This window comes from Kitasatospora sp. NBC_01300 (genome assembly GCF_041435235.1).
In the GTDB taxonomy this organism is placed as follows: Bacteria; Actinomycetota; Actinomycetes; order Streptomycetales; family Streptomycetaceae; genus Kitasatospora.
The window spans coordinates 5587104-5602614 of sequence record NZ_CP108408.1; the positions used below are offsets into that span (position 1 = coordinate 5587104).

The 15511-nt window shown below is 73.3% G+C and carries 11 protein-coding genes; 5 read left to right on the forward strand and 6 right to left on the reverse strand.

Annotation, left to right across the window (positions count from 1 at the left end):
* Positions 1-9: 9 nt before the first annotated feature.
* The 5 genes from OG556_RS24815 to OG556_RS24835 all read right to left on the reverse strand — a co-directional run bounded on the left by OG556_RS24815 (position 10) and on the right by OG556_RS24835 (position 7648).
* Positions 10-972, reverse strand: coding sequence for a CoA ester lyase (locus OG556_RS24815; RefSeq protein WP_371519419.1), 963 nt, complete (start codon positions 970-972; stop codon positions 10-12).
* 27 nt (positions 973-999) lie between these two features.
* The gene (locus tag OG556_RS24820; protein WP_371519421.1) at positions 1000-3027 is read right to left on the reverse strand and encodes a protein meaA; all 2028 of its coding nucleotides are present in this window, start codon (positions 3025-3027) and stop codon (positions 1000-1002) included.
* 10 nt (positions 3028-3037) lie between these two features.
* A complete protein-coding gene (gene ccrA / locus OG556_RS24825) occupies positions 3038-4375 on the reverse strand; it encodes a crotonyl-CoA carboxylase/reductase (protein WP_371519423.1) in 1338 nt (445 codons plus the stop codon).
* A 367-nt stretch (positions 4376-4742) separates the two neighbouring features.
* Positions 4743-5663, reverse strand: a complete 921-nt coding sequence (locus OG556_RS24830; protein WP_371519426.1) for a TetR family transcriptional regulator — start codon at positions 5661-5663, stop codon at positions 4743-4745.
* Between the two features lie 209 nt (positions 5664-5872).
* Positions 5873-7648 carry a 3-hydroxyacyl-CoA dehydrogenase family protein gene (locus OG556_RS24835; RefSeq protein WP_371519428.1) on the reverse strand — a complete coding sequence of 592 codons (1776 nt, stop codon included), beginning with the start codon at positions 7646-7648 and terminating at the stop codon, positions 5873-5875.
* A 531-nt stretch (positions 7649-8179) separates the two neighbouring features.
* Between OG556_RS24835 and OG556_RS24840 the strand changes: the two genes are divergently transcribed.
* The 3 genes from OG556_RS24840 to OG556_RS24850 all read left to right on the forward strand — a co-directional run bounded on the left by OG556_RS24840 (position 8180) and on the right by OG556_RS24850 (position 12470).
* Complete coding sequence (locus OG556_RS24840; protein ID WP_371519431.1) at positions 8180-9634, forward strand: glutamine synthetase; 1455 nt, start codon at positions 8180-8182, stop codon at positions 9632-9634.
* A 3-nt stretch (positions 9635-9637) separates the two neighbouring features.
* Complete coding sequence (locus OG556_RS24845; RefSeq protein ID WP_371519434.1) at positions 9638-10774, forward strand: amidohydrolase family protein; 1137 nt, start codon at positions 9638-9640, stop codon at positions 10772-10774.
* 208 nt (positions 10775-10982) lie between these two features.
* Complete coding sequence (locus OG556_RS24850; protein WP_371519437.1) at positions 10983-12470, forward strand: S8 family serine peptidase; 1488 nt, start codon at positions 10983-10985, stop codon at positions 12468-12470.
* Between the two features lie 130 nt (positions 12471-12600).
* Here the strand turns inward: OG556_RS24850 and OG556_RS24855 are convergent, their stop codons facing one another.
* On the reverse strand, positions 12601-13494 hold the full coding sequence (locus tag OG556_RS24855) for a HipA family kinase (RefSeq protein WP_371519439.1): 894 nt from the start codon (positions 13492-13494) through the stop codon (positions 12601-12603).
* Positions 13495-13616: 122 nt separating this feature from the next.
* Between OG556_RS24855 and OG556_RS24860 the strand changes: the two genes are divergently transcribed.
* Together OG556_RS24860 and OG556_RS24865 are read left to right on the forward strand one after the other, a co-directional pair.
* On the forward strand, positions 13617-14057 hold the full coding sequence (locus tag OG556_RS24860) for an SRPBCC family protein (RefSeq protein WP_063349600.1): 441 nt from the start codon (positions 13617-13619) through the stop codon (positions 14055-14057).
* Between the two features lie 184 nt (positions 14058-14241).
* Complete coding sequence (locus OG556_RS24865; RefSeq protein ID WP_371519442.1) at positions 14242-15396, forward strand: glycosyltransferase; 1155 nt, start codon at positions 14242-14244, stop codon at positions 15394-15396.
* Positions 15397-15511 lie beyond the last annotated feature (115 nt).

Consider the following 15511-nt stretch of genomic DNA (forward strand, 5'->3'; position numbering starts at 1 on the left):
CGTCGGGCCTCAGCTTTCCGGGATCTCGAACTTGGTGGTGCGCTCCAGGCCGGCGGCCCGGCCCTTGCCGGCGATGACCAGGGCCATCTTGCGGCTGGCCTCGTCGATCATCTCGTCGCCGAGCATCGCGGAGCCCTTGGCGCCGCCCGCCTCGGAGGTGCACCAGTCGTAGGCGTCGAGGATCAGCTCGGCGTGGTCGTAGTCCTCCTGGGAGGGCGAGAAGATCTCGTTCGCGGCGCCGACCTGGTCGGGGTGGAGCACCCACTTGCCGTCGAAGCCGAGGGCGGCGGCGCGCCGGGCGACCTCGCGGTAGCCCTCCTGGTTGCGGATCTGCAGGTACGGGCCGTCGATGGCCTGGAGGTCGTTGGCACGGGCGGCCATCAGGATGCGCATCAGGATGTAGTGGTAGGCGTCGGCCGGGTAGCCGGCCGGCTGCTCGCCGACCACCAGGGACTTCATGTTGATGGAGGCCATGAAGTCGGCGGGGCCGAAGATGATGGTCTCCAGCCGGGGCGAGGCCTCGGCGATGGCGTCGACGTTGACCAGGCCCTTGGCGTTCTCGATCTGCGCCTCGATGCCGATCCGGCCGACCTCGAAGCCCATGGTCTTCTCGATCTGGGTGAGCAGCAGGTCGAGCGCCTTGACCTGTTCGGCGTCCTGGACCTTGGGCAGCATGATGCAGTCGAGGTTGGGGCCGGCGCCCTCGACGACGGTGATCACGTCGCGGTAGGTCCAGTGGGTGGTCCAGTCGTTGACCCGGACGACGCGGGTCTTGCCGCCCCAGTCGCCGTTGTTGAGCGCGTCGACGATGTGGTGGCGGGCGCTCTCCTTGACGAGGGGGGCGCAGGCGTCCTCCAGGTCGAGGAAGACCTGGTCGGCGGGGAGGCCCTGGGCCTTCTCCAGGAAGCGCGGGTTGCTGCCGGGCACGGCGAGGCAGGAGCGGCGCGGGCGCAGGCGGTTGACGGTTGACATGAGGGTGGGTCGGTTCCTTCCCAGTGGTCAGCTGGTGGGCGCGGGTGCGGGCGTCCAGGGCTGGAGCTTGTTGGCGAGCCGGATCTCGTCCACGATCCGGCCGATGATGGTGGTGATGCCGAAGTCCTTCGGGGTGAACACGGCGGCGACGCCGGCGGCCTTGAGGGCCTCGCCGTCCGCTGCCGGGATGATGCCACCCACGATCACCGGGACATCCTGCACCCCGGCCCGGTGCAGCCGGCGCAGGACGTCGGGCACCAGCTCGCAGTGGGCGCCGGAGAGGATCGACAGGCCCACGCAGTGCACGTCCTCCGCGACGGCGGCGGAGACGATCTGCTCGGGGGTCAGCCGGATGCCCTGGTAGACCACCTCGAACCCGGCATCGCGGGCCCGGACGGCGATCTGCTCGGCGCCGTTGGAGTGCCCGTCCAGGCCGGGCTTGCCGACCAGCAGGCGCAGCTTGCCGGAGCCCAGCTCCTCGGCGGTGGCGGCGACGGCGGCGCGCACCGCGGCCAGTTCCCCGCCGGGTTCGGCGGCCACCGCGACCGGGGCGCCGCCGACGCCGGTGGGCGCGCGGTACTCGCCGAAGACCTCGCGCAGGGCGAAGGCCCACTCGCCGGTGGTGACGCCGGCCCGGGCGCAGGCGAGCGTGGCCGGCACCAGGTTGGCGTCGGTGGCCGCGGTGGACTTGAGCTCGGCCAGCGCGGTCTGGACGGCGGCCTCGTCGCGCTGGCCGCGCCAGGCCTCCAGGGCGGCGAGCACGGACTGCTCGGAGGCCGGGTCGACGACCATGATGGCGGTGTCGAGGTCGGCCGTGAGCGGGCTCTCCTCGGTGGTGTCGAAGCAGTTGACGCCGACGATCTTGTCCTCGCCGGACTCGATCCGGGCCCGCCGGGCGGCGTGCGAGGAGACCAGGTTGGACTTCAGGTAGCCGGACTCGACGGCGGGAATGACCCCGCCCATCGCCAGCACCTTGGCGATCTCCGCCTCGGCGCCGGCCAGCAGGTCGGCGGTCTTGGCCTCGATCACCTCGGAGCCGTTGAAGAGGTCGCCGTACTCCAGCAGGTCCGACTCGTAGGCCAGCACCTGCTGGATCCGCAGCGACCACTGCTGGTCCCAGGGCCGGGGCAGGCCCAGCGCCTCGTTCCAGGCGGGCAGTTGGACGGCGCGGGCGCGGGCGTCCTTGGAGAGGGTGACGGCCAGCATCTCCAGGACGATCCGCTGGACGTTGTTCTCCGGCTGGGCCTCGGTCAGGCCGAGCGAGTTGACCTGGACGCCGTAGCGGAAGCGGCGCTGCTTCGGGTCCTGGACGCCGTAGCGCTCCAGCGTGACCTTCTCCCACAGCTGGGCGAAGGCGCGCATCTTGCACATCTCCTCGACGAAGCGCACGCCGGCGTTGACGAAGAAGGAGATCCGGGCGACCACCTCGCCCATCCGCTCGGCCGGCACCTGGCCGGAGTCGCGGACGGCGTCGAGCACCGAGATGGCGGTGCACATCGCGTAGGCGATCTCCTGGACGGGCGTGGCCCCGGCCTCCTGCAGGTGGTAGCTGCAGATGTTGATCGGGTTCCACTTGGGGATGCGGCCGACGGTGTAGGCGATCATGTCGGTGATCAGGCGCACCGAGGGGCCGGGCGGGAAGACGTGCGTCCCGCGCGAGAGGTACTCCTTGACGATGTCGTTCTGGGTGGTGCCGGTGAGCTTGGCGATGTCGGCGCCCTGCTCCTCGGCGACGACCTGGTAGAGCGCCAGCAGCCACATCGCGGTGGCGTTGATCGTCATGGAGGTGTTGGTCTGTTCGAGCGGGATGCCGTCGAACAGGGTGCGCATGTCGCCGACGTGGCCGACCGGGACGCCGACCCGGCCCACCTCGCCGCGGGCGAGGAGGTGGTCGGAGTCGTAGCCGGTCTGGGTCGGCAGGTCGAAGGCGACGGAGAGGCCCGTCTGGCCCTTCGCCAGGTTCCGCCGGTAGAGCGCGTTGGAGTCGCTCGCGGTGGAGTGCCCGGCGTAGGTGCGCATCAGCCAGGGGCGATCGCGCTTGTGCTGGTCGGTCATGGGATCGGCCTCAGACGTTCCGGAAGCGGTTGATCGCCGGGAGGTGCTGCTCGCGCAGCGCGTGGTCGCGCACGCCCAGGCCCTCCTCCGGCGCCAGGCAGAGCACGCCGACCTTGCCCTGGTGCTTGTTGTGGTGCACGTCGAGGGCGGCCTGGCCGGTCTCCTCCAGGGAGTAGACCTTGGACAGGGTCGGGTGGATCTTTCCCTTGGCGATCAGGCGGTTGGCCTCGAAGGCCTCGCGGTAGTTGGCGAAGTGCGAGCCGACGATGCGCTTGAGCGACATCCACAGGTAGCGGTTGTCGTACTGGTGCATGAAGCCGGAGGTGGAGGCGCAGGTGACGATGGTGCCGCCCTTGCGGGTGACGTACACCGAGGCGCCGAAGGTCTCCCGGCCCGGGTGCTCGAAGACGATGTCGACGTCCTCGCCGCCGGTGAACTCGCGGATCCTCGCACCCAGGCGCTTCCACTCGCGCGGGTCCTGGGTGTGCTCGTCCTTCCAGAACCGGTAGCCCTCGGCGGAGCGGTCGATGATCGCCTCGGCGCCCATGGCGCGGCAGATCTCGGCCTTCTGGTCGTTGGAGACCACACAGATCGGGGTGGCGCCGCCGGCCAGCGCGTACTGGGTGGCGTACGAGCCGAGGCCGCCGCTGGCGCCCCAGATCAGCACGTTGTCGCCCTGCTTCATGCCGGCGCCGTTGCGCGAGACCAGCTGGCGGTACGCGGTGGAGTTGACCAGGCCGGGGGAGGCGGCCTCCTCCCAGGTGAGGTGCTTGGGCTTGGGCAGCAGCTGGTTGGTCTTCACCAGGGCGATCTGGGCCAGCCCGCCGAAGTTGGTCTCGAAGCCCCAGATGCGCTGCTCCGGGTCCATCATCGTGTCGTTGTGGCCGTCCGGGGACTCCAGCTCGACGGAGAGGCAGTGCGCGACGACCTCGTCGCCGGGCTTCCAGGCGTTGACGCCGGCGCCGGTGCGCAGCACCACGCCCGCGAGGTCGGAGCCGAGGACGTGGTACGGCAGGTCGTGGCGCTTGGTGAGCGGCGACAGCCGGCCGTAGCGCTCCAGGAAGGAGAAGGTGGAGACCGGCTCGAAGATCGAGCTCCAGACGGTGTTGTAGTTCACCGCGCTGGCCATGACGGCGACCAGGGCCTCGCCGGGGCCCAGCTCGGGCAGGGCGACCTCGTCGAGGTGAAGGGACTTGCGGGGGTCCTTGTCGCGGCTGTCGAGGCCCGCGAACAGCTGCTCCTCGTCCTTGTGGAGCGTCACCGCTCGGTAGGACTCGGGAAGCTTGACGGCGGCGAAGTCCTCCGACGTGGCGTCGTTGCTGAGGATCGCGTCGAGGATTTCCTGCATGGCTGCCTCCGAAGGCGTACCTGTGTGAGGGCACAGGGCGTCTGGGGTAGCCGGGAGCGGACACCGGCTTCGCTGAGGTGGGTGGTGGGTGGTCGGGCTGGGCGCCCGGGGTGGACCGGGCCGAACGCGCACTGCTCCCGGGGTGTGGGAATGCCGGACGACGGCGCGCCGAGGTGGGGAGCCGCGGCGCCGCGACTGGTGAGTAACAAGGTAGTGGCACCCTGTGCCACACGTAAAGACACCGGGTGTCACGAATTCCGGCGCACTGGGGCGGCCCTCGGACGCGCTGCGGGGGGTGCCGAAAGGGCCCGCGTCGACTGTTCGACGCGGGCCCTCGATATCGCTCTGACCTGGACGGATGGTGGGCTCAGGACTCCCTGGCGCCACTCAGCGCGGCCCGGATGCTGTCCACCACCACGTCCAGTGGAGCGTCCGTCCGGGCGACTGTGATGAGCACCTCACCTCCAGGACTGGCACTCAGTGCGCTCTCGGCCAGCACGTCACCGGGAGCCCCATTGGCACCCGGTGCCACCAGGGAGCCGCGGCGTCTGGCACCCGGCGTGCTGGCGGCCCAGAAGGTCCGCCGGATCACCTCGAAGGAGTGGTCCAGCTGCGCCTCCACGTCCCCGCGCCCGCCGGCCCGCAGCCAGCGCCGCAGCACGTGGTTGTGCGCCGCGACGACCGCCGCCGCCGACACCTCGGCCAGCATCGAGTCGTCCTCGCCGCCGCGCTGCCAGCCCGACGGGATGGACTCCCCGGTGTCGAAGCGGCCCAGCAGGTACCGGGTGAACAGCCGCTCGTACCGGGCCACCACGGCGATCTCCCGCTCGCGCAGCGCCGGGACCTGACGGATCAGCTGGTACCGCGCGACCGACACCCCGGGGGTCGAGGCGTACATCCGCAGCACCTCCTTGATGCCGCGGCAGACCACGTCCAGCGGGTGCTCCTCCGGCTCGGCGCTGGCCAGCAGGTCGGCCACCCGGACGAGGGTGTCGTCGTGGTCGGGGAAGATCGCCTCCTCCTTCGACCGGAAGTACCGGAAGAAGGTCCGCCGGGCCACCCCGGCGGCGGCCGCGATCTGGTCGACCGTGGTCTCCTCGTAGCCCTGCGAGGAGAACAGCTCCATCGCGGCCGTGGCCAGGTCCTGACGCATCTGCTGGCGCTGCGCCGCCGCCCGGCGGCTGCCCGGCCCCCCTTCCGGCCCGGTGCCCCCGGTCGAGGAGGCCGTCCGGTCGGCGCCGCGCGGTCCGGCGGAGTGCTGCGGGGTGGCTGACTGAACCCGATCCATGTCCGGAACGCTACACGGCCCCGGCGGTTCGGCCGCGGCCCTTCCCCGACGGACCGGTGCGACCGGGCCGGTGACGGCCGGTCTGGGCCAGCGCGCGGACACCGTCCCCGGGCTCCAGCCCGGTCTGACCGGGCCCGACCCGGCCGCGGACGGCCCGGCCCCGGGCGGCGCCGACTCGCGCGCGGCGGCGCCCCCGGCGGCTGGCGTGGTCACCGGCGCGCGTGGTCGCGGAAGCCGCGGCCGGTCTTGCGGCCCAGGCAGCCGGCGGCGACCAGGTGCTCCAGCAGCGGCGCGGCCGCCAGTCCCGGCTCGCGGAACTCCTGGTGCAGCACCTGCTCGATGGTCAGCGAGACGTCCAGGCCGACCACGTCCAGCAGCTCGAACGGGCCCATCGGGTAGCCGCAGCCCAGCTTCATCGCGGTGTCGATGTCGTCCACCGTCGCGTAGTGCTCCTGGAGCATCCGCACCGCGTCGTTCAGGTAGGGGAAGAGCAGCGCGTTGACGATGAAGCCGGCCCGGTCGCCGCACTCCACCGGGTGCTTGCGGACCTCGGCGGTCAGCTCCAGCACGGTCGCGGTGACGTCCGGCGCGGTCAGCACGGTGGAGACGACCTCGACCAGCTTCATGGCCGGCGCCGGGTTGAAGAAGTGCATGCCGATCACGTCCTGCGGCCGCGAGGTGGCGGTCGCGCAGCTGATCACCGGCAGCGAGGAGGTGGTGGTGGCGAGCACCGCGCCCGGCCTGACGATCTTGTCCAGGGTGGCGAACAGCTCGCGCTTGACCGCCAGGTCCTCGGCCACCGCCTCGATCACCAGGTCCACGTCGGCCAGTTCGGCGTACTGGCCGACCGGGGTGACCAGCGCCAGCGCGGCGTCCCGCGCCTGCGCGCTCAGCCGGCCCCGGTCGACCGCGCGCGCCAGCGACTTCGCCAGCTGCGCCTTGGCCCGGTCGGCCTTCTCCTGGCTGCGGGCGGCCAGCAGCACCGGGCGGCCGGCCTTGGCGAAGACCTCGGCGATGCCGGTCGCCATGGTGCCCGAGCCGCAGACGCCGACCGTGCGGACCTCCCGGCCCGCCACCGCGGCCCGCGCCGGGCCGGTCGCCGCGTCCACGGCCCTGGACGAGCCGGGCGCCTCGTAGGTGTAGAAGCCGCGGCCGGACTTGCGGCCCAGCAGCCCGGCCGCGACCAGCTGGCCGAGGATCGGGGCGGGCGCGTGCAGGCGGTCCCGGGACTGTTCGTACATCGCCTCCAGGACGGTCCGCGCGGTGTCCACGCCGATCAGGTCGAGCAGCGCCAGCGGGCCCATCGGCAGGCCGCAGCCGAGCCGCATCGCGGCGTCGATGTCCTCCCGGGAGGCGTACTTGGACTCGTACATCGCGGCGGCCTGGTTCAGGTACGCGAACAGCAGGCCGTTGACCACGAAGCCGGCCCGGTCGCCGGCCGCCACCGGTTCCTTGCCGAGGTCCCGGGCGAACGCGGCGGCGTCCTCGGCGACCTGCGGGGAGGTCAGCACCGTGCGGACCACCTCGACCAGCTTCATGCTGTGCACCGGGTTGAAGAAGTGCAGGCCCAGCACCCGCTCCGGGCGGGCGGTCGCGGCGGCGATCCGGGTCACCGAGAGCGCGGTGGTGCCGGTGGCCAGCACCGTCTCCGCCGGGCAGATCCGGTCCAGCTCGGCGAAGAGCTCCCGCTTCAGCTCCAGCCGCTCGGGCACCTCCTCGATCACCAGCCCGGCCCCGGCGGCGGCCGACAGCTCGTGGCCGACCGAGATCAGCGCCAGCAGCGCGGTGCGCTCCCCGGCGGTGATCCGCTCCCGGTCGACCGCGTGCGCGGTCGCCTCCTCGATCCGGGCCAGTGCCCGGGCGGCCGAGTCCTCGGTGGCCTCGATGCCGATCACCCGGCGGCCGCTCCTGGCGACGGCTACCGCGACACCGGCACCCATCGTGCCGAGGCCGACGACGGCGACCGTGGAAAAGGGACGCTCCATCTGTCCTGACTCCTAGTCCTGAAGGGCCCGCGCGACGCCCCGGCGGCCGGGCCGCCGCGCCCGCGCGTGCGGCGGGGGCGGCCGCCGCCGGGGGAGGGTCCGCGCGCGGGGCTGGGGAGATGACGGGTTCCGGCACACCGCCGCGGCGGCCGGTCCGCTCCGGCCGAACTGAGGGGTGTGCCGTGGTGCTCAGGCGCTCAAGGGTGAAAGGAAGCGGCTCTGATACGAGGAAGGAGACCCGGCCCGCCGCGGTTCGCGGCGCCGGCCGGTGAATGACGCACCGCGCGCCCGCCGTGGACACGGCGGCCGCAGGCCCCCGCCGGTGCGGCTCCCGTAGCCCGGCGGTGGTGCGTCCGGCCACTGTAGCGAAGCTACCCGCGAGTAGGAAGGGGTGCGGGCGTCACAAAAGGCATCCGGGCGGCGGGGCGGGGCCCGGCGGCGGCCCGAACGGGTGAACGGGCGGACGGGCGTCCACGGGGACCACCCGATAGGGGAGTTACCCGGCCGCGACGGGCGGGGCAGCATGGGGGCATGACCCTCGGAACCGCCGCCGGCCCCGCCGCGTCCGCCACCGGCTCCACCGGCCCGACCGGAGGCCTCGGCGGGCACCTCGCCGCCGTCGCGCTGCCCCCGTGCGCCGCCCGCGTCGAACAGGCCGAGGCCGCCGTCCACCGGCTGCGCACCGCCGCCGTCGACGCGGTGGCCGTCACCTGGGTGGACAACGCGGGCATCACCCGGGTCAAGGCCGTCCCGCTGGGCGCCCTGGTGCACGCCGCGCAGTGGGGCGTCGGCGCCGCGCCCTGCTTCGACGTCTTCCTCGCCGACGACGGCATCACCACCAGCCCGAGCACCGGCGGCCCCACCGGGGACCTGCGGCTCTACCCCGACCTCGACCGGGTCGTCCCGCTGGCCGCCCAGCCCGGCTGGGCCTGGGCCCCGGGGGACCGGCACACCCAGGACGGCACCCCGCACCCCGGCTGCCAGCGGCTGTTCGCCCGCCGGATGGAGGCCGCCGCCGCCGAGCGCGGGCTGACCCTGCGGGCCGGCATCGAGGTCGAGTGGGTGGTCGCCCTCGCCGGCGGCCCGCAGGACGAGCCGCAGTACCCGACGCACGGCCCCGCGTACGGGATGCACCGGCTCACCGACCTCACCGACTACCTGCGGGACGTCCTGCGCGCCCTCGGCGAGCAGGGGCTGAGCGTCCTGCAGATCCACCCCGAGTACGCCCCGGGCCAGTTCGAGGTCTCGGTGGCCCCCGAGGGCCCGGTCGGCGCCGCCGACACCTCCGTCCTGGTCCGGCACACCGTGCGGGCCGTCTCCGCCCGGCACGGCCTGCGGGTCTCCTTCGCCCCCGTGGTCGAGCCCGGCACGGTCGGCAACGGCGGGCACCTGCACCTGAGCCTCTGGCGGGACGGCCACAACCTCGGCAACGGCGGCCCCGGCCCGCACGGCCTGACCGCCGAGGCCGAGGGCTTCCTCGCCGGGGTGCTCGGCGCGCTGCCCGAACTCCTGGTGCTGGGCTGCTCCAGCCCGGCCGGCTACCTGCGGCTGGTGCCCTCGCACTGGGCCGGCGCCTACCAGTGCTGGGGCCTGGAGAACCGCGAGGCCGCGCTGCGCCTGGTGACGGGCTCCACGGGGGAGCGGGCCGCCGCCGCCAACGCCGAGGTCAAGTGCTTCGACGCCAGCGCCAATCCGTACCTGGCGGTCGGTGCGGTGCTCGCCGCCGGTCTCGCCGGTCTCGACCAACACCTCTCGCTGCCAACGGAGTTCACCGGGGACCCGGCCGCCGCCGAGCCCGGCGCGGTGCCCCGGCTGCCGACCGGCCCGGCGGAGGCGCTGGCCGCGTACGAGCGATCGGCGGTGCTGCGCGAGGCGCTCGGCGGGCCGCTGTACGAGGCGGTGCTGGCGGTGCGCCGGGCGGAGGGCGAGCAGTACGCCGTCGCCACCCCCGAGCAGCTGGTCGCCGCCACCCGCTGGCGGTACTGACCGGTGCCCGCCGGGGCCCTGGCGTTGCCCGCGCTGGTCGACCACCACTGCCACAGCGTGGTGGCGGCCGACCTCGCCGACGACGCGCTGGCCGGGCTGCTCACCGAGTCCGACCGGCCGCCCGCGCCCGGCTGTTCGCCCTTCGACAGCGCGCTCGGCCTGGCCGTCCGGCGCTGGTGCCCGCCCGTCCTCGGCCTGCCCGCGCACGCCCCGGCCGCCGACTACCTGGCCCGGCGGCGCGAGCTGGGCGGCGCCGAGGCCACCCGCCGGCTGCTGGCCGCCGCCGGGCTGGACACCTGCCTGGTGGACACCGGGCTGACCACCGCCGCGGGCCTCCCGCTGCTGCCGCTCGGCGAACTGGCCGCGGCCGCCGGGGCGGTGGTGCACGAGGTGGTCCGGCTGGAGTCGGTGGCCGAGGCGGTGGCGGGCCCGGCCGAGTCCTGGCCGCAGGCCGTCGGGGAGACGCTGGCGGCGGCGGCCGCGGGTGCGGTCGCGGTCAAGTCGGTGCTCGCCTACCGGCACGGCCTGGCCGCCCCCGCCGAACGGCCCGCTCGGGCGGCCGTGGTGGCCGCGGCCGGCGCCTGGCTGCGCGGCGGGCGGGGCCGCCTGGCCGATCCGGTGCTGCTGCACCACCTGCTCTGGACGGCCGTGGACGTCTGCGCCGGGCTGGGCCTGCCGCTCCAACTCCACACCGGCTTCGGCGATCCCGACCTCACCCTGCACCGGGCCGATCCGTCGCTGCTGACGGGGTTCGTGCGCGCGGCCGAGCCGAGCGGCGTCCCGCTGGTGCTGCTGCACTGCTACCCGTACCACCGCCAGGCCGGGTGGCTGGCCCAGGCCTTCCCGACGGTGTACACCGATCTCGGGCTGACCGCCTCCTACACCGGCCCGCGGGTGGCCGAAGTGCTGGGCGAGATGCTGGAACTGGCGCCGTTCGGCAAGCTGTTGTTCTCCACCGACGCGTACGGGCTGCCCGAGTTGTACCTGGTGGGCGCCGCCCAGTTCCGGTACGGACTGGGGGCGGTGCTGGCCGACTGGCAGGCGGGTGGCGCCTGTTCGGCGGCGGACGCGCAGCGGCTGGCCCGGCTGGTCGCCGCCGACAACGCCCGTGCGCTGTACTCACTGCCCGGCGCACCGTAGCACGTCGGCGAACCGTCACTTTTTAACACTCTTCAACTCTGTTGACGTGTTGGGCCTCCGGACTCCTCGGTTCCGATGTTGGCCAACATGTGACGATTAGATGACTACCTCTTGCGCTTATCAGCGAATATTCATTAGCGTCCCGATCATTCCAGGCGCACCTGCCACACCGCAGCTGCCGCATGACGACTCGGGAGGGCCAACCCCTATGAGAGTTCCTCGGATCAGCCGGACCCGGTTCGCGGCGGTGGGCCTCGTGCTCGCCACCGCCGGCGCCCTCGCGCTCCCGGCCGGCACCGCCGTCGCAGCCCCCTCGGCGGGCTCGACGACCGGTCCGCTGCTCAGCTACGTCGTCAACACCAAGGCCAACCACGGCCAGGTGCAGAAGGTCGAGAAGGCGATCACCGCCCTCGGCGGCTCGGTGGTGTACTCGTACGAGCAGATCGGCGTCGTCATCGCCCGCTCGGACGACACCGCGTTCGCGCAGAAGCTGCGTCAGGCCAAGGGCGTCGACTCCGTCGGTGCCAGCCGTACCAAGGGCATCACCGCCGCCGACCAGGCCAAGGCCGAGGTCGCCGCCGAGCCCGCCGGCGCGCCCGCCGCCGGTCAGGAGCCGTACGAGGCCAACCAGTGGGACATGCGCCAGATCGGTGTCGACAAGGCGCACAAGCTCTCGCTCGGCAGCCGCAACGTCACCGTCGGCGTGCTGGACTCCGGCATCGACGCGACGCACGAGGACCTGGCCGCCAACGTGGACGCCTCGCAGTCGGTCTCCTGCATCGACGGCGGCAAGCCGAACACCGACTGGAAGTCCTGGCAGCCCACCACCAGCGACCACGGCACCCACGTGGCCGGCACGATCGGCGCCGCCAAGAACGGCAAGGGCGTCGTCGGCATCGCCCCGAACGTGAAGCTGGCCGCGGTCAAGGTCGTCGACGACGGCGGGTTCATCTACCCCGAGTACGCGATCTGCGGCTTCGTGTGGGCCGGTGAGCACCAGTTCAAGGTGACCAACAACAGCTACTACGTCGACCCGTGGATGTTCAACTGCCCGAACGACAAGGACCAGGCCGCGATCAGCGCCGCCGTCCGCAAGGCGGTCTCGTTCTCGCAGCGCAAGGGCGTCCTCAACGTCGCCGCGGCGGGCAACGAGAACATCGACCTGGCGCACAAGACCGTTGACGTCGCCAGCCCGGACGACACCACCAAGGTGACCCGCCCGGTCACCAACGACTGCCTGTCGCTGCCGACCGAGCTGCCCGGCGTCATCGCCGTCTCCTCGGTGGGCGTCAAGGGCGACAAGGCGTACTACTCCAGCTACGGCAAGGGCGTCGTGACCGTCGCCGCGCCGGGTGGCGACGCCCGCTACCAGATCCCGGACACCCCGGACAAGAACGGCCGGATCCTCTCCACCATCCCGGGCAACAAGTACGGCTACATGCAGGGCACCTCGATGGCCACCCCGCACGTCGTCGGCGTGGTCGCGCTGCTCGCCAGCACCTTCCCGTGGGCCAACCCGGACGAGCTGACCGAGCTGCTCACCAACCAGGCGGAGTCGCACCCCTGCCCGACCGGCGAGTACAACCCGGGCGGCACCGGCGCGTACAAGGCCACCTGCGAGGGCGGCGCGGACGACAACGGCTTCTACGGCGCGGGCATCATCAACGCCGAGAAGGCGGTCCAGTGGTGGCGCTGACGCGCTGACCACGGCGACACCTGAACACTGAGCCGGGGAGCGGGCCCATCAGGGTCCGCTCCCCGGTCGTTTCCCGGCCGCGGTGCCCGGGCCCCGCCCGGCCGACCGCTCCGGGCGGGCCCCGCCCCGCTCATTCGACGTGCTGGTCCCAGACGGTCTCCACCGACGGCTTGCCGTGCAGGTCCGGGACTTCCTGGAGCCAGGCGGGCCGGCCGGCCCGGGTCCGGGCCTCCCTGCGGCGGTCGGCCTCGCGCAGCTGCTCGGGGGTGGCGAAGCCCTCCGGGAGCCACTGCGCGGAGAGCACCACCCGGGCGGCCAGGTGGGTCACGTAGGCGTGCCGGACGGCGGCCACCGAGTCGAAGCCGGGCTCGTCGGCCAGCCACTCGTCCGGGACGAGCGCCAGCACCTCCTCCAGCAGGCCGACGGTGACCAGCGGGCCGAGCTCCTCGTCGGCCAGCCGGACGTCCGGGGCCGAGCCGCCCAGCGCGTGCGCGCTGAGGTCGTAGCGCTTGCCGACCGCCGCCTCGGCGGTGGCCCAGCGGTGGTGGAAGATCAGCGCGGCGCCGTTGTCGATCAGCCAGAGCCGTCCGTGCCAGACCACCAGGTTGGGGTTGTGCACGGTGCGGTCGACGTTGCCGGTGAGGGCGTCCAGCCAGACCACCCGCCCGGCCTCGGCGGAGTCCACCGGGATCATGCCCGGCCGGTAGTCCCGCGCGCCGGGCAGCAGGTCCATCCCGAGGTTGAGGCCGCCGCTGGCCTTGAGCATGTCCTGGATCTCGGTGTCGGGCTCGTCCGCGGCGACGGCCGGATCGAAGTCCACCAGCCGCAGCTCGGGGACGCGCAGGCCGAGCCGCCGGGACAGCTCGCCGACGATCACCTCCGCCACCAGCGCCTTGCGGCCCTGCGCGGCGCCGGTGAACTTGACCACGTAGGTTCCCAGGTCGTCGGTCTCCACCACGCCGGGGACGGAGCCGCCGGACCGCAGCGGGTCGACGTAGCGCACTGCTGTCACCAGATCGAGCACACCGGCCACCCTATCCCGCCGCCCCGCGACCGCGGCGGGCCGTCCGGTCGGCCTCCGCCCCCGGCGCTGTGATTGGCTTGCCGGTGACAATCGGAAGACCACCGGACGAGGAGAGCAAGGCCATGGGACAGGTGCAGGCCACCACCGAGCGGGACTACGACGCCGCCCCCGAGCGGGTGTACGAGGCGCTGGCCGACTACCAGGTGACCCGCCCGAAGCTGCTGCCCCCGCAGTACAGCGAGTACGAGGTCCGGGTCGGCGGCACCGGCGCGGGCACCCAGGTGCACTGGAAGCTCCAGGCCACCGAGAAGCGCGTGCGGGACTGCCTGTTCACCGTCTCGGCGCCCTCGCCCGACCAGCTGGTGGAGAAGGACGCCAACTCCAGCATGGTGATCACCTGGACCGTCTCGGCGGCCGGCGAGGGCCGGTCGAAGGTCACCGTCTCGGCCACCTGGCAGGGCGCGAGCGGCATCGGCGGCTTCTTCGAGCGCACCTTCGCCCCGAAGGGCCTGAACCGGATCCACGACCAGGTGCTGGCCAACCTGGCCGCCGAGGTCCGCTGACTCCGCGGAGTTCACCGGGTTCACCGGGTTCACGGGGCTGTCTTTCCCACGGGAATTCGCCCGGGAATTCGAGCGGCCCGCCCACCCGTACGAGCGGAAAGCCGTACGGGTGGACGGCCCGCCACCTCCGGGTGACGAGGGCCGCCCGGCGCGGGGGAGCCACCCTAGGCTCGCCGCCGTGCATATGACGATCCTTCACATTTCACAGCCCGTGGACGGCGGAGTCGCCCGCGTCGTCGCCGATCTGGTCCGGGGGCAGCGCGAGGCCGGCCACCGGGTGCTGGTCGCCTGCCCGGGCGGCGGCCGGCTGGCCGAGGAGGCCGCCGCCGTGGGCGCGCTGGTCCATGACTGGCCCGCCGGGCGCTCGCCGGGCCCGGGCACCGCCGCCGAGGCGTGGCGGCTGCGCCGGATCGTCCGGGCGGCCGCGCCCGACGTGGTCCACCTGCACAGCGCCAAGGCCGGACTGGCCGGCCGGCTGGCGGTGCGCGGCGCGGTGCCGACCGTCTTCCAGCCGCACGCCTGGTCCTTCGCCGCCGTCGAGGGCCCGCTGGCCACCGCCACCCTGCACTGGGAGCGCTTCGCCAGCCGCTGGGCGCACCGGCTGCTCTGCGTCAGCGTCCAGGAGCGGGCCGACGGCGTCGCCGCCGGGGTGAGCGCGGACTGGGCGGTGGTGCCCAACGGCGTGGACGTGCGCCACTACGCACCCGCCGACCGCCGGGCGGCCCGGATCGCGCTGGGCCTGGACCTGGACGCCCCGCTCGCGGTCTGCGTCGGCCGGCTGTGCCGACAGAAGGGCCAGGACGTGCTGCTGTCGGCCTGGCCGGAGGTGCTGCGGGCGGTGCCGCAGGCCCGGCTGGCGCTGGTCGGCGGCGGCCCCGAGGAGAACCGGCTGGCCGATCTGGTCCGGGAGTCGGCCGAGCCGTCCCGGGTCCGGCTGGTCGGGGACGTGCCGGACCCGAGGCCGTGGCTGGCGGCGGCCGACCTGGTGGTGCTGCCCTCGCGCTGGGAGGGCATGGCGCTGGCCCCGCTGGAGGCGATGGCGGTGGCCCGTCCGGTGCTGCTGACCGACGTGCCGGGCGCCCGGGAGTGCCTGCCCCAGGCCGAGCGGGGGCGGGCGGTGGTGCCGCCCGAGGACGTGACCGCGCTCGCCACCCGAATGGCGGAAGCGCTGTCCGATTCGATCGAGTGTGAGCGGCGCGGGGCGAGGCTGCGCGATCACGTGGTCGCCCGGCACGACGTCCGCACGGTGGTCGAACAGGTGGACGCGCTGTACCGCCATCTGCTGGGTGCCGGTCCGGCGGCCGGGCGCCGCCGGGCCCGTGTCCCAGAGCGGATCTGATCGTTTCACATGCCGTGAATGCCCGCCGGTCCGGCGCCGTCGTATTCGCACCCTCAACCGGATAGGGACGAGGCGTCAAATCCGAAATACCTATTAATGGGCGGCTGGAATGAAA

Bases quoted from the DNA above. Each gene is read 5' to 3' on its own strand.
- OG556_RS24815 (WP_371519419.1), bottom strand. From the start codon at position 972: ATGTCAACCGTCAACCGCCTGCGCCCGCGCCGCTCCTGCCTCGCCGTG.
- OG556_RS24820 (WP_371519421.1), bottom strand. From the start codon at position 3,027: ATGACCGACCAGCACAAGCGCGATCGCCCCTGGCTGATGCGCACCTAC.
- ccrA (WP_371519423.1), bottom strand. From the start codon at position 4,375: ATGCAGGAAATCCTCGACGCGATCCTCAGCAACGACGCCACGTCGGAG.
- OG556_RS24830 (WP_371519426.1), bottom strand. From the start codon at position 5,663: ATGGATCGGGTTCAGTCAGCCACCCCGCAGCACTCCGCCGGACCGCGC.
- OG556_RS24835 (WP_371519428.1), bottom strand. From the start codon at position 7,648: ATGGAGCGTCCCTTTTCCACGGTCGCCGTCGTCGGCCTCGGCACGATG.
- OG556_RS24840 (WP_371519431.1), top strand. From the start codon at position 8,180: ATGACCCTCGGAACCGCCGCCGGCCCCGCCGCGTCCGCCACCGGCTCC.
- OG556_RS24850 (WP_371519437.1), top strand. From the start codon at position 10,983: ATGAGAGTTCCTCGGATCAGCCGGACCCGGTTCGCGGCGGTGGGCCTC.
- OG556_RS24860 (WP_063349600.1), top strand. From the start codon at position 13,617: ATGGGACAGGTGCAGGCCACCACCGAGCGGGACTACGACGCCGCCCCC.
- OG556_RS24865 (WP_371519442.1), top strand. From the start codon at position 14,242: ATGACGATCCTTCACATTTCACAGCCCGTGGACGGCGGAGTCGCCCGC.